This is a genomic window from Nesterenkonia sp. K-15-9-6, from assembly GCF_052656005.1.
Genome location: NZ_JBQYEY010000004.1, coordinates 15,743 through 30,233 on the forward strand (window position 1 = coordinate 15,743; position 14,491 = coordinate 30,233).

The 14,491-nt window shown below is 67.4% G+C and carries 10 protein-coding genes; 6 read left to right on the forward strand and 4 right to left on the reverse strand.

The window, feature by feature from the left end; genetic code table 11:
• Positions 1-38: 38 nt before the first annotated feature.
• A complete protein-coding gene (locus tag SD455_RS03475; protein ID WP_070159354.1) occupies positions 39-497 on the reverse strand; it encodes a hypothetical protein in 459 nt (152 codons plus the stop codon).
• Between the two features lie 12 nt (positions 498-509).
• Positions 510-1,253 carry a 3'-5' exonuclease gene (locus tag SD455_RS03480; RefSeq protein WP_445507254.1) on the reverse strand — a complete coding sequence of 248 codons (744 nt, stop codon included), beginning with the start codon at positions 1,251-1,253 and terminating at the stop codon, positions 510-512.
• A gap of 163 nt (positions 1,254-1,416) precedes the next feature.
• Between SD455_RS03480 and SD455_RS03485 the strand changes: the two genes are divergently transcribed.
• The 5 genes from SD455_RS03485 to SD455_RS03505 all read left to right on the forward strand — a co-directional run bounded on the left by SD455_RS03485 (position 1,417) and on the right by SD455_RS03505 (position 11,477).
• Positions 1,417-2,103, forward strand: a complete 687-nt coding sequence (locus SD455_RS03485; protein ID WP_445507255.1) for a DUF6318 family protein — start codon at positions 1,417-1,419, stop codon at positions 2,101-2,103.
• 422 nt (positions 2,104-2,525) lie between these two features.
• Positions 2,526-3,236 (forward strand): hypothetical protein, encoded by a 711-nt coding sequence (locus SD455_RS03490; protein ID WP_445507256.1) that lies wholly within the window; start codon positions 2,526-2,528, stop codon positions 3,234-3,236.
• A 69-nt stretch (positions 3,237-3,305) separates the two neighbouring features.
• A complete protein-coding gene (locus tag SD455_RS03495; protein WP_445507257.1) occupies positions 3,306-6,785 on the forward strand; it encodes an ATP-dependent helicase in 3,480 nt (1,159 codons plus the stop codon).
• A gap of 29 nt (positions 6,786-6,814) precedes the next feature.
• A complete protein-coding gene (locus SD455_RS03500) occupies positions 6,815-10,471 on the forward strand; it encodes an ATP-dependent DNA helicase (RefSeq protein WP_070159363.1) in 3,657 nt (1,218 codons plus the stop codon).
• A gap of 64 nt (positions 10,472-10,535) precedes the next feature.
• A complete protein-coding gene (locus tag SD455_RS03505) occupies positions 10,536-11,477 on the forward strand; it encodes an HNH endonuclease (protein ID WP_070159365.1) in 942 nt (313 codons plus the stop codon).
• A gap of 20 nt (positions 11,478-11,497) precedes the next feature.
• On the opposite strand, the gene SD455_RS03510 is transcribed toward SD455_RS03505, so the two are convergent.
• Positions 11,498-12,184, reverse strand: coding sequence for a TenA family protein (locus SD455_RS03510; RefSeq protein ID WP_445507258.1), 687 nt, complete (start codon positions 12,182-12,184; stop codon positions 11,498-11,500).
• A gap of 99 nt (positions 12,185-12,283) precedes the next feature.
• On the opposite strand from SD455_RS03510, the gene SD455_RS03515 reads away from it, so the two are divergent.
• Complete coding sequence (locus SD455_RS03515) at positions 12,284-13,138, forward strand: Fpg/Nei family DNA glycosylase (protein ID WP_445507259.1); 855 nt, start codon at positions 12,284-12,286, stop codon at positions 13,136-13,138.
• 6 nt (positions 13,139-13,144) lie between these two features.
• Here the strand turns inward: SD455_RS03515 and SD455_RS03520 are convergent, their stop codons facing one another.
• The gene (locus SD455_RS03520; RefSeq protein ID WP_445507260.1) at positions 13,145-14,401 is read right to left on the reverse strand and encodes an MFS transporter; all 1,257 of its coding nucleotides are present in this window, start codon (positions 14,399-14,401) and stop codon (positions 13,145-13,147) included.
• Positions 14,402-14,491 lie beyond the last annotated feature (90 nt).

The window sequence follows — 14,491 nt, forward strand, 5'->3', positions numbered from 1 at the left end:
GGGGCCGGAGCGGGGTCTGGGGCGTCGGGATGATGAGGTCAGGTGAGTTCGGAGTGTTTCTGGGGGTCGTGGGAGATCACGGACTGCAGCGGTGCGACGGCGAGTGTGGCGATGGCCAGGCAGGCGAGGGCGTAGCCGACGTGGCTGTTGAGGGAGTCGCGCAGATGCGGAAGCACCCACATGAGCACGGCCATGAGGGCGGCCGTAAGGGCCATCATCGGCATCGCGGCGCCGGTGAGGCGCGTGGCGCCGTGGGAGCGCATCCAGTAGTGGATGGACCCGATCACGGCACCACCGAAGAGGACGGTGTTCAGGAGAAACAGGATCCAGTAGCCGGTTGAGCGGTCTTCGGAGAGAACCGGCAGGGACCCGTGGCCGAAGAAGAAGGCGGTTGCGGAGACTGTCAGCAGAAACGCGGCCCAGCCGTCATGGGGCGCCCCGAGCGCGGGCTTCTCCGGGGAGGCGTCCTGAATCTGTGCTGTCTGTGAATCAGCCATGGAACCACCTCATCACATGGGCCAACTCGGGTCTACGACGGCGTCCGGGCGGGTCTTGCGGAAGTACTCCTGCAGGGACGCGGCCTGTTCGGCCTTCCAGCCGATCTGCAGCTGATGAAGGTCCGCTGCGGGGATCTGGATCTGCGGGTATCGAGCGGCCAGGGCGTTGCCGACCTCGACGGCGGCCCAGGCGTCCGGGGCGGCCGAGTGGGCGTCGTCGAGCTCCACCTGATAGTGCGTGGAGAGGTGCCCCAGCGTGCGCTTGCCGCGCCGGAACTGATCGACCTGCTTGTCGATGACCAGCGGGTCGATGACCGGGATGGCGGTGGGGAAACCGACGCCGTGGCGCTGAGCCTCCTGGGCCAGGACGGTGAGGTCATAGGGGGCGTTGAAGATGACTACCGGTGTGCCCGAGGCGAACTCCTGGGAGAGCGCGTAGACGATCTGGGGGATCGCTTCGGCCGCCAGTTGGCCCTCGGCTTGTGCCCGTTCGGTGGTGATGCCGTGGATGGCGGTGGTCTCGGCCGGGATCTCCACACCCGGGTTCACCAGCCACTCCTGCACTCGGACGGAGGAGGCGGGCGCGGTCAGGCCGGGGGAGACTTCGTCGTGAGGTTCGAAGATCACCACGGCGGCAGAGACGATCCGGGCGACCCGGGGGTCACGAGAGGTCGTCTCCAGGTCGAAGCCGACCCGGCGGCCCAGGTGCCAGGAGTCGCCGTTGGCGGGGAGGTCGAAGAGCATCGGGTTGTCCACACCTCCACACTATCTCGGGGGTGTGACACGGCTGGTCGCGGCGTGCCGCGATCCGAGGACGACACTTCTGAGTTCTCCACAGGCCAGGACATGAGGGCCCACGCGATGGCCGGTGTCGCTAGGGTGTGATGGTGGCAGAACTGAACGACTCATGGAGAGTGACGTGAACGGAGCAGGACGAAAGGTCGCGCAGAGGCGAGTGGGGCCGCTGAGCATGGCAGTGGTATGCGGGATGCTGCTGACGGGGTGCGGGCCGTCTGATGAACCTGAGGGGCCGGAATCCACGGCCTCGACGGAAACCGATCAGGTGGATGAGGGCAGCGAGAGCGGCGAGGTGACGGAGGAGGCTGCGGAGGCTGAGCCGGAGCCGGAACCGGAGCCGGTGCCGGCGTCCTCGGAGGGCCCGGCGGAGAACTGGCCCGAGCCTGAGGTTCCCGATGAGGTGTATCAGGAGACCGGGGACGGGGCGATCGCCATGTTGGAGCACTGGGTCGAGACTCGCAACTACTTGCAGCTCACCGGAGATGACGAGCCCATGTGGGAAATCTCATCTGAAGACTGCGAGCACTGTCAGAACGTGACGGAGCGGATGACCGGGGTCTACTCGAGTGGAGACAACTGGTACGAGAGCGAAGGATCGTCCATTGACAGGGCCTTCGCAACCAACGTCGTCGATTCCCGCGCTTACGTCGCATTCGAGTTTTACGAGGGGATCTTTGTCGCTTACAAGGATGGCGACGAGCTGGGTGAAGGTGGCGGCACGACCTTCGAGGTTGCTGAAGCCGCCCTCGACTTCATTGACGGACGCTGGGAGCTCCAGGAAGTTAACGTCGAACCTTCGGACGATTAAAAGTGCATGGCTGGCGGGAGCAGCACTTCAGGAGTCAGATGATCACGCGAAGGCTATTTTCGGGAACGTTGATCTTCATGGTGGCAACCGGCATGCTGTGGGGCGTTGCTCATGCCTCAGCATCGCCACCGGGGGCTGAGGAGTTCTTCGGCGATGCCTCCGAGGACACTTTCGAAATCCGCGGAGTCCGGGACGTGAATCCGGATGACTCTGGAGATGCGGCGCCTGACGGCGACGGAAACGAATCCGGCACCCCGGAAGACACCAATTCGGACGGCGGGCTATCGCCTGTGCGTGATCCGGCAGCGGCTGATGAGCAAACGGAACTAGACGTCAACGCGTACTGTGCGAACGAGGTAGGAGCAGCCCTGGAAGACTGCCGTGAGGTACTGAGCCGCCTGTGTTACAACCAAGGTCAAAATGTGGGGTCTGTCGAGGACGATCAGGGCAATGCGGGCCTCCGGTGTGTGACCACTGGCGGGATCATCGGTGATGACGACGAGGAGGATGACGTCGTCGACCTTCTCGCCCAGTTACCGGGTGCCGTGGAGGAGGAGTTCTCGACTCTGCAGATCGACGGCGGCTCGGTGTCCTTCGAAGAGTCGCTGCTGGGTTTCGGCTATCTCAATCGACACACGCACATGTTCGCGGACGTGGAGGAACAGATCGTCGAGACGGAGCTGCTGGGCTTCGACGTGGAGATCCGCGCGATCCCTGAGAGCTTCCAGTGGGACTACGGCGACGGGAACCAGCGCACCACCTATCAGCCAGGCGAGCCGCTGCCGGAGTACTGGGCGGGTGAACCGGTGGACAAGACGGATGCTGAGACGCCGACCAGCCATGTGTACACCGAGACTGGGGTCTTCGACGTCACTCTGACCACGACGTTCTCCGGCCAGTACCGCGTCGACGGCGGAGAGTGGGTCGTGATCCCGGGGGCCTCGGACGTCGCCTCGTCGCCGGGGGAGGCCGACATCTGGCGCCAGTCCAGCCGCAATGTCTCGGGTCCTTGCCGAAGCCAGGAGGAGTGGGGCTGCAACGGGCCGGTGGAGCTGGAGCCAGGTGATCGGCCCCCGAAGATCTTCGAGGATCAGTATGACGAGCACGGCAACTGGATCGGCGAGCATTCCTGATTCCGGGAATCACCTGGCTCTGCTCCCCCTGAACCAGGCATGTCACACCCCTCTGATTGAATGAGTGGCATGGAGTTCGATGCGTCCCAAGGTCAGGTCCTCGCCGCAGTCGCCGAGCCCGGACACGGCCCCGTCCTGGTTCATGGGGGCCCTGGCAGCGGCAAGTCGACGTTGACCGCTGAACTGGCCCTGCGGCATCTGGAAGCCGGCCTGGACTCGCACCGGCTCCTCGTGCTCTCGCCGACTCGGGCGTCCTCGGCGGCGCTGCGGGACGAGATCGAGACCTCCTGGGCGCGCCGCGACACCACCGGTCGGGGCGGGTCGCTCTCGGAGCAGCCGTCGCGCTCCTTCGCCTCTTACGCCTTCTGGCTCCTCGGCGAGGCGCGACGCCGGGAGATCCTCTCTTTCCGAGCCCGGCAGCCACGCCTGCTCTCCGGTGCTGAGCAGGACAGCATCATCCGCGAGCTGCTCGCGCCGGACCCCACCACGGGACTGGTCGCCGTTCACTGGCCCTCCGCGCTCCGTGAAGCGGCGGGCACCGACGGATTCCGCAAGGAGATCCGTGAACTCTTCGACCGCGCCGCCGAGTACGGGGTCTCCCCGGGCCAGCTGCGGGCGCTCGCAGACGCCTGCGGCCGCCCTGAATGGCGGGCCGCTGCGGACCTCTATGAGAGCTACCGCGAGGACCTCGACGCCGGTTCCAACGCTGACGCATTCGACCCCGCCGGGCTGATCAACGAGGCCTGCAACCTGCTGGAGGAGAATCCGGAGTTCCTCGACGATGAACGGCTCCGGCTGCAACGGGTGGTCGTCGACGACGTCCACGAGGCGACCCCCAGCGTGTTCCGTCTGCTGCGACTCATCGGAGCAGGCCAGGACGTGATCGCCTTCGCCACCCCAGAGACTGCGGTGCAGGGGTTCCGCGGCGCTCGCCCCGACAAGCTGCGCAGCTGGACGATCGCCCCGCAGCGCCTCACCGCTGAAGCGGCAGAACGCAGCGGCATGACGCTCAACCCGGAGACGGACCTGGAGATCGACGGCGTCGTGCGGCGCAGCGTCTCCGGAGCGATGACCCCAGACCCGCACGGCGGACTCCCCGGCGCAGCCCCCTCAGTGATGGTGCTGCGGGGGAATCACCGCATCGCCCCCGAGGTGGGCCGCGCCTACGCGCGAGCAGTCCGTCGCCTCGCTCCCATCGGCCCCCAGGAGCCCCGCCAGCCGTGGCTGAAGCTCCTGGGCGACGGCGCCGACACTGCGCCGCACGCCGCACCCGGCTCCTGCGCCGTGGAGATCGTGCCCCAGGACTACCTGGCCGAGCAGTTCGTCCTCCAGGAGGTCCTGGACCGTCACCACCGGACCGGTGTGCCGTTCGACGAGATCGCGGTCATCGCGCGCAATGGGGCCATGCTGCAGCGCCTCGTGCGCATGTTCCAGGCCCAGGGAGTCCCCGTCCGGCAGTCCATGAGCGATGTGGTCCTCAACCAGGAGCCGGCCGTCCATCCCTTGCTGCGGATCCTCGACGTCGTCGCCGATCCCGAGGCGCAGCCCGTCGAGCTGCCAGAGGCGCTCACCCTGCTGACCAGCCGCTACGGAGAAGCCGACTCCATGACCCTGCGCAGCCTGCGCCAGGTGCTGCGACAGCAGGAACGACGCAGTGCCATCGGCGAGCCGCGCAGCTCGGACGAGCTGCTGTGTGCGGCCATCAACACCCCAGAGGACCCGGTCGTCGCCGCAGTGCAGGCGCAGGAACGTTACCGCCACCTGACTCGGGGCGCCGTGCGCATCGCCGCCATGATCCAGTCCGGGCGAGCGGCCTTCGGTGCTTCCGTCGGGCCCGAAGAGCTGCTGTGGGCGATCTGGGACGCGGCCGGGGTCAGCGCCCACTGGGCTGGTGTCTCCCGCAAGCCGACCGCCGAAGGGAGGGTCGCGGATCAGGACCTGGACGCTGTCATGGCGCTGTTCCAGGCCGCTGAACGCTTCGCGGACCAGAACCCGGGAGCAACGCCTCAGGCGTTCGTGGACCACATGGAGCGCCTCGAGCTGCCCATGGACACTCTGGCGAAGACCTCCGCCGGGGATCAGGCGGTGGAGGTCCTCACCCCGGCCAGTGCGGCCGGCCGCGAATTCGACACGGTCATCCTCACCGGACTCCAGGAGGGGGCCTGGCCCAACCTCAACCCCCGCGGTCAGCTTCTCGGCGGGGGCCAGCTCGTCGACGTCGTCGAAGGCCGCACGGACACCTCTGCACAGTCTCCGCTGGTGAAACGCATGTCCGTGCTGCAGGACGAGTACCGGCTCTTCGCCTCCGCCGTCTCCCGCGCCAAGCGCCGGCTCTTCGCCGTCGCCGTTCACGGGCAGGAGGAGAGCCCTTCGATGCTGCTGGACCTGGTGGTCCCCCCGAATGAGCGCACGGCCCGCGGATCGGCCATCCCACGGCCCATCACCGCCCCGCGGCTCATCGCGGAGCTCCGCCGCCACCTGGAGCACAGCTTCCAGCGCGAGCTCGACGGCGCCACCGCCTCACGGGCGGATGAGCAGGAACGTGAGGCCGCCGCCCGGGCGCTCGCCCGGCTGGCGCACGACGGGCTCACCGGAGCCCACCCGGACCAGTGGTGGGGGCTCCCTGAACTCAGCACCGAGGATCCGCTGCTCGGCCCCGAGGACGTCGTGCGGGTCTCACCCTCCAGCGTGCAGACCGCCGTGGAGTCCCCGCTGCAGTGGTTCACCAGTGCCGCCGGGGGAGTGGAGGCCACCGATTTCAGCCGCATGCTCGGCTCTCTCATCCACGAGATCGCCGAACATCACCCGACCGAGACGGAAGTGGACGTGCTGCTCAAGGAGCTCGAGCAACGGTGGCACAGCCTCGGCCGGGACGAGGGTTGGGAGGCTGAGAGGGACCGCCGTCGGGCCGAGACCATGATCGGCAAGCTCGCCCAGTACTTCCGCGCCGCCCAGCAGGAGGGCCGCGAGGTCGAAGCCCGCGAGCTGCAGGTCGAGGCCACCCTCGAGGTACCCGTGCCCGAGGTCCAGCACACTGACGAGGACGGTGCCGTGACTCCGGAGGCTCGGCCTGACCTGACCCGTACGGTCCAGATCCGCGGGGTGATCGACCGAGTCGAGCGGACCGCCGACGGGAAACTGTTCGTCATCGATCTCAAGACCGGGCGCGGCAAGCCCACCAAGGATGACATCGTCACCCACGCCCAGCTCGGGGCCTACCAGTTGCTGGTCTCCCTGGGAGCGGTGGATCAGGCCCTGACCAGCGCGGCAGGAGAGGACCAGGGCTCCGGCACAGCACGGCCCGAGCGACCTTCCGGCAGCCTGGGTGCGGCACTGCTGCACGTGGGGACCGGGGTCAAGAAGATCGATCTCCAGGGCCAGACGGCATTGGGGGAGGGAGACAGCTGGCCCTTGGAGCAGGTCACCCTGGCGGCTCAGGTGATGTCCGGGGCCCGGTACGACGCCTTCCATGCCTCCCAAGGACGGGGCTGCCGGATCGGCGCCCTCTGCCCGCTCTGCACTGACGCGAAGCAGGTGACCCAGCCATGAATTCGTCCTCTCTCGCCACAGGAGATACCGTGCCCGACGCAGACTCCGCTGCCCGTGTGGCCACCGTCCGCCACAGCGCCCGGGACATCGCCGATGCCCTCCAGCGGGACACCCCGCCGGAGAAGCGTCTCTATCCCACTCCGGAGCAGCAGGACGTCATCGAAGCCGGCCTTGATCCGATGCTCGTGGTCGCCGGCGCCGGCTCGGGGAAGACCGCCACGATGGCGGACCGGGTCGTGTGGCTGGTCGCCAACGGCCTCGTTCGGCCCGATCAGATCCTCGGAGTCACCTTCACCAAGAAGGCCGCCGGTGAGCTCAAGGAGCGTATCACCGGGCGGCTGCGTCAGCTCATCGAAGCGGACCTGATCGCCCCCGAGGACATCGTCCCTCCGGAGCTTGTCGACGACGCCCGGACCCAGTCGATCTCGGAGCTGCTGACCCCGGCGGTGTCCACCTACCACTCCTACGCCAACACCCTGGTAGGAGAGTACGGGCTGCACATCGGCCTGGAGCCGGAGACCCAGCTGATCGGGGAGGCCAAGGCCTGGCAGATGGTGCACCGCATCGCCAGCAGCTACGAGCGGGCCCAGGTGCTCGTGGACGCGGAGCAGTCTGCGGGGAACCTCGCCGGCCAGGTCATGCAGCTCGCCTCGGACTGTGCGGAGCATCTGCGCACCCCCGACGACGTCGAGGCTCACCTGGATGTGGAGCTCGCCCGCTACGACGGGTGGGTCGCCGATGGGGCCTCACCGAAGAAGGAACAGATCGCTCTCGCCCAGTCGCTGCGTGTGCGCCGCGAAATGGCAGAGCTGGTGCGTCGCTTCCAGGAGGCCAAGCGTCACGAGGGCTTCATGGACTTCGGGGACCTGCTGCGCTTCGCCGCGCAGATCGCCATGGACGTGCCCAGCGCGGGAGCCGCCGAGCGCGAGAAGTACAAGGTGGTGCTGCTCGACGAGTTCCAGGACACCTCCTTCGCCCAGCTGGCGCTGTTCTCCCACCTGTACGGCGCCGGGATCGACGGGCGCGGAGAATCCGGCGGCGTGGGGCACGCGGTGACCGCTGTGGGGGATCCGAACCAGTCGATCTACGGCTTCCGCGGCGCCTCAGCCGGGCAGCTCTTCGACTTCCCCCAGGCCTTCCCTGCTGTGGATCCGGCCACTGGGGACCGCCGAGCCGCCGATCTGAAGCAGCTGACCGTCGCCTGGCGCAACGGCCGCACCATCCTTGAGGTCGCCAATCGGATCGTGGAGCCCTTTCGCCCGGACTCGGCCGATTCCCTGGGCAAGCCCTGGCGGCAGCACAATGCGCATCTGCGTGCCCGGCTGAAGCCTCTGAGCTCCCCGGACGGCGCGGGGGACGGCACGGTCCGCGTCGGCTGGTTCAGCTCCGAGGCGGAGGAGTCCCAGGCCATCGCCGCCCAGCTGGCTGACACCCTTGACGTGCTGCCTGGTGCGGACCGTCCCAGCTGCGCGGTGCTCTCCCGGACCCGCGCCCAGCTGGAGACGGTGGCGGAGCACCTGCGGGCCGCCGGCATCGAGTACGAGCTGGTGGGGCTCTCCGGGCTGCTCAGGACCCCGGAGGTGGCCGAAGTGCTGGCCTATCTCCGGGTGGTGGCGGACCCCGGCCGTTCTGATGCGCTGATCCGGATCCTGGCCGGAGCTAGGTACCGTATCGGGCCCAAGGACCTGGTCCAGCTGCAGCGTGCGGCCCGTGACCTGGAAGGTCTGCGTCTGCGAACCGATGCCGACCAGGAGACCGCCGACGGTGCGGATGCGGAGGACCGGTACGAGTCCACTGCACTGGAGATGGACGAGCGCTCGTCCCTGGTGGAAGCCCTGGAGCGTCTCCAGGACGACCCGCAGCAGGCGGAGAGGCTCGGACTGTCGGCTGAGGGCCATCGCCGCCTGGTGCTGGCCAAGAATCAGATCCGGCGTCTGCGTCAGTGGACCGGGCTGGACATCGGTGTGCTGATCCAACGAGTCATCAGCGACACCGGCCTGGACATTGAGGTCGCCGCCCGGCCCTGGGAGGAGCAGCACCATGCGGCTCGGCAGCTGGATGCGCTCATCGATGAGGCCGAGGGCTACGCAGCTACCGAGACCACCCCGGACCTGCGCAGCTTTCTGGACTGGTTGGATGCCGCGGAGGAGCGCGAGCGAGGACTCGAGCAGGCCGACGTCGAGCCCCGGCCCGGGGCGGTGCAGCTGCTGACCGTGCACGCCTCGAAGGGACTCGAATGGGATGTGGTCGTGGTGGCGGGCCTGCGGGAGGAGAAGTTCCCCAGCAAGCAGGCTGATCGCTGGACCGGAAGCAACGGGATGTTGCCGGCCCGTCTCCGCGGTGATCGCCGCAGCATCCCGCAGTGGGAGTCGGACCAGGAGGAGCTGCGGGCCTGGGCTGTGTCCGCCGGGTTCGGCGCCTGGAAGCAGTTCACCGAGGAGAACCCCGTCTACTCCCAGGACGTCCGGGACTTCACCCGGGAGGAGGAGCGACGCCTGGCCTATGTGGCGGTCACCCGGGCGAGGCACCTGCTGATCTGCACGGGGGCCTGCTTCTACGGACCGAGCAAGGGCCAGGAGCCCTCCGAGTTCCTGGAAGAGATCCGCGAGGTCGTCGACGCCGACGGCGGGGCTGGTCAGAACCGGTTGGCGTGGGCCGAGGTCGAGGACCTCACCGCCAACCCGTTGGCCGGGCAGGTGCTTGGGGCGCACTGGCCCTATGATCCGTTGGCTCCGATGCCCATCGCCCGCTACCGGAAGCAGGAAGCGCCTGAAGGTGAGGCCCGGCTGGCGACGATGGAGCTGATCGAAGCCCCAGCGCAGGTACCGGGGCGCCGCCCGGCCCTCACACGTTCGGCCGACCTGGTGCGCACCGCGGCGGCCGAGCTGGAGGCCGACGCCGGGGTTCAGGCCCAGGCCGAGCTGACGCCCTGGGAGCAGGAAGCCCAGTGGATCGTCGACAGGGTGCGCTCCCAGCGGCGGGGGAGCGGCTTACCTTCCTTCCCGTCACACATCAGCGTCTCCGGGGTGGTCGGCCTCGCGCAGAACGCCAAAGGCGTGGCGGAGTTCGCCCGCCGGCCCGTGCCGGTGAAGCCCTCTCAGGCGGCCCGCCGCGGCACGGTGATGCACGAATGGATCGAGGAGTTCTACCAGACCCGCAGTCGGCTCCCGGACATCGAAGAGCCGGGGAGGGGGGATGAAGAGCTCGACGACGCCTTCGACCTCGCCCAGGTCAAGGACCAGTTCACCGACACCGAGTGGGCGCAGCGTCAGCTGTACGCCGCCGAGATCCCCGTGGAGACCTCCATCGATGGTGTGGTAGTGCGCGGCCGGATCGACGCCGTCTTCGGCCGTGACCAGGACGGTCGGGACCTCACCGCTCAGGACCACCACCGCTGGGAGCTGATGCCGAGTGCAGAACGAAACGCTCAGATGCAGCAGTGCCAGTGGCACCTGGTCGACTGGAAGACCGGCATGGTGCCCACAGGGAAGGACCTCACGGAGAAGCAGCTGCAGCTGGCGGTGTACCGGTTGGCCTTCCATCGGCTCTACGGGGTGCCGCTGGACCAGATCGAGGCCTCGTTCTTCTACGTGGAGCACGGGGTCACGGTGCCCGGCACAGACCTGCCCGAGGCGGACGCATTGGAAGCGCACATCCGTGGGGCCCGGAGACATTTCGGGGAGTAAGGCGCTCGTCAGGCAGTCGTAGAAGGACTACCGTTCAGGCACCGGCATCAGACTGGAGAAGCTCATGGGCAGTGAAGACCTCGAACTCGATGCAGCTATTCGCGACTACGCATTCTCCTGGCTCGATCGAAAGACCAGGGGAGGTCACGAAGCACTGACATGGCAGGACATTCTGGCCTTTAGCCAGGAGAATCCGTATGGAGTGGCCTTGGCGCTGCGTCCGCAGGGGATCTTTAAGCCTCGTGTCATGTCGGCTGCGCTGTCCATCAAGACAAAGCCTGAGGAGGCACGGACCGACCGGAAGTTCGTATATGACGATGGAACGCCTATTGACGGCATCGCGCGGTACAAAGAACAAGCCACGAACCAGACTCACAACGGATGGTTACACAAGGCTCATGAGCTCAGGATGCCCCTTGTCTACTTCAGAGGTATTACGCAAGGCCAGTACCGCGCTATCTATCCCACCTATGTGGTCGGGTACGACGCGGCGCAGGGTGACTTCCTCCTGGACGTCTCACAGACGTGGACACCAGGGTCACCTGTCGACATCGGTTTCGCTCCCAATGCCGTGGAGATCGCCACCAGGCACACTAAACGAATGATCATGTCTCGGGACCATCAGGAAGACTTCCGAGCAATCGTGTTGGCGGCCTATGGAACCCGGTGTGCCGTCTGTGAACTCAGGCATGGCTCGCTACTTGACGCCGCCCACGTCATCCCCGACAGCGATGGAGGGCGTGCCGCCGTCAATAACGGGCTGGCCATGTGCAAAATCCACCATGCCGCGTACGACGCCAACATTATGGGGATCTCTCCCGACTACCGGATCCATATCCGACGGGACATTCTTGAAGAAGTCGACGGACCGATGCTCAGGCACGGATTGCAGGGCCATGAAGGGCAGTCTTTGCGGGTTCTCCCCACGCCGCGCAAGTGGCAGCCGCGCCGTGACTATGTGGAGGCGCGATTCGATACATTCAAGGATGCTGCGCCCGTTGGCTAGTGTGAGGTGACTACCGCACTTCACGCCTCGTACGCAGCGTCGAAGAACGCGCGCTCGATGCCCACCACCCGGTGCCAGCGATCTGCCAGGCGCGCGGCCGCATCGTCGTCCTGGTCAGGGACCACGCGATTGAGCTCATCGATCAGGAACTGGGTCCAGGCGCGGAATTCATCTCCACGGTGAAGATCGATCCAACCGCGGTGTGTGGGCGTCGTGGGCAACTCACGGTCCAACTCGCCCCAATCCAGGTATAGCCACTCTGCGATCACCAACACCACCAACAGGTCGGCGTAGTCCCGCGCGTGTGCGACCTCCCACATCTGCGTCACGAACTCCTCCGTGGGGCGGGCCAATGCAGGGTTCTCCACCTCCTGCTGCGGCACCTCCAACTCCGCGAAGGACTGCCGGAAGTACCCGTCTTCGTCAGCTGCCAGCATCCCCAACTGCTGGGAGAAGCGCAGCCGCGCGGCTCGCGAGCCCGTGGTCGCCACACAGGCGCCCAGCATCGCCACGAAGGCGTCGAAGAACTGATAATCCTGCACCAGATAGCGCGCGAGCACCTCATCACTGATCGTTCCCGCGAACAGCTCCTCCACAAACCGGTGATGGACCGCGGCCTCCCAGTCCTCTGCGGAGGCGGCCCGCAGCCGGCCAGCGAAGGACTCGGAGTGGACATCGGCAGTGGTGGTGAACGGGACGCCAGACATGCCCCTATCCTAGGCGGCGAGCTCGGACCGATCCCAGTGATGGCCTGGGCCTTCCACGTGCATTCGTAGCCATCAGCGACCATCACCGATACTGAACCCATGCCCGAAGGCGACAGCATCTACCGCGAGGCCGCGCTCCTGCACGGGGCGCTGGCAGGCAGAACCCTGCTCGCCTCCGAGTTTCGCGTCCCGGCCTTTGCCGCCGTCGACGTCGCTGGTCAGACCATCGAGAGGGTCCATTCCCGAGGGAAGCACCTGCTGATCCACCTGCCTCAGGCCGTACTGCACTCGCACCTGAAGATGGAGGGCACCTGGCATGTCTACGGCCTCCCGGCGGACGGCAGCAGGCCCCACTGGAGGCGCCCCGGCCACACCGCCCGTTGTGTCCTCACCACCGCTGATCACCAGGCGGTCGGTTTCTCCCTGGGGGAGCTCCACGTCTTCAGCCCTGCCGAGGCACAGAAGCACCTGGCGCACCTGGGGCCAGACCCCCTTGGAGACGACTGGGACGCCGGCGAGGCCCGGCGCCGCCTGCTCACCCAGCCGGACCGGGCCATCGGCGTCGCGCTGCTGGACCAACGGAACCTGGCCGGCGTCGGGAACGTCTACCGCAGTGAGATCTGCTTCCTCGCCGGGATCCACCCGGAGACTCCCGTCCGCAGCGTTCCAGACCTGGAGCGTGTTCTGGCCCTCGCACACCGCCTCCTGGGCATCAACAAGCTGCGCCCTCGACGCTGCACCACGGGCACCCCTGGCGGCGGTACCGACCTGTGGGTCTACGGCCGCGAGGGAAAGCCCTGCCTGCGTTGCCGAGGACGCATCGAGCGCGCCACGTCAGGAGAAGCGGCCCAGCGACGCGCCGCCCAGGAGGATCGGGTCATCTACTTCTGCCCCCGATGCCAGCCACCTCCCGGACGCCCGGCTGCTCCGCAGAGCCCGTGGGTCGCGCGCTGAGCAGCCTCAGACCCGCGCGGCCTCCCGGCGGCTGAGCCAGATCACATAGGCGGCGATCAGCACACCCACACCGGCGGCCACCGCCCCCACATAGCTGGGTGCCCGCAGACCCCATCCGGCATCGATCACGGCCGCGCCCAGCACGGCGCCCAGGGCGTTGGCGGCGTTGAACGCGGAGTGGTGCAGCGAGGCCGCCAGCTGGGGTGCCCGCGGCGCGGAGTCGATCAGGAAGGTCTGCATGGCAGGGCTCAGGCAGGAGGCCGAGGCCCCCACCAGGAACAGGAACAGCAGCGCCAGCACCACGACATGCGCGGTGGAGGCGAACAGCACCATGAACACGGCGATCAGCGCCATGGAGATGATCACGGTCCCCAGGACCGACTTGTCGGCGGCCCAGCCGCCCACGAAGTTGCCGACCACCATGCCGACCCCGTAGAGCCCCACCACATAGGGCAGGTAGCGGGGGTCCAGCAGGGCTACGTCGGTCATCACCGGGGAGATGTAGGAGTATAGGGCGAACATGCCGCAGAACCCGATGACGGCCAACAGGATCCCCACCCACAGCTTCTGGGACCGCAGACCCTTCAGCTCGCCCATGATCGAAGCGTGCTTCGACGGCATCTGCCGCGGCGCAAAGACGGCGACGGCCGCCATGGTGATCAGCGCCAGCACGATCACGATGGCGAACATCCAGCGCCACCCGAACTGCTGACCGGCCCACGTCACCACCGGGACACCGATGACGTTGGCGATCGCCAGGCCGCCGAGCACCGCGGCGATCGCCTTCGACCGACGGGTGGGACCCGCCATCTGCGCGGCCATCAGTGCCGCCACTGCGAAGAAGGCGCCATGCGGCAGCCCGGAGATGAACCGGGCGGCCAGCATCGTCTCGTAGTTCGGCGCCACCAGGCTCAGCCCGTGGCCGATCACGAACAGCCCCAGCAGGAACAGCGCATAGCTGCGCCGCTCCCGGGTCGCCCCGGGCAGCGACAGCAGCGGGGCGCCGACCACCACACCCAGGGCGTAAGCACTGATCAGGTGGCCGCCCTGCGGGATGGTGATCCCCAGATCGGCCACGGCCTCCTGCAGCAGGCCCATGATCGCGAACTCGGTGACACCGATCGCGAAGCCGCCCAGAGACAGCGCCACGATCGCGATGGCGATCTGCCGTCGGGAGAACCGCGGGTCCTCCGTCACCAGGGGGATGTCGCTGGTGGCGGGGTGCGCGGAATCGGTCTGCGGAGCATGGTGGGAGGTCGGCACGGAGAATCCCCTCGTCAATCAGGTGTGCACGCCGAGGGCGGCGCGGAAGACAGGACTGCGTTCGTCAGAAGAGAGCACACCGGTGTGCTG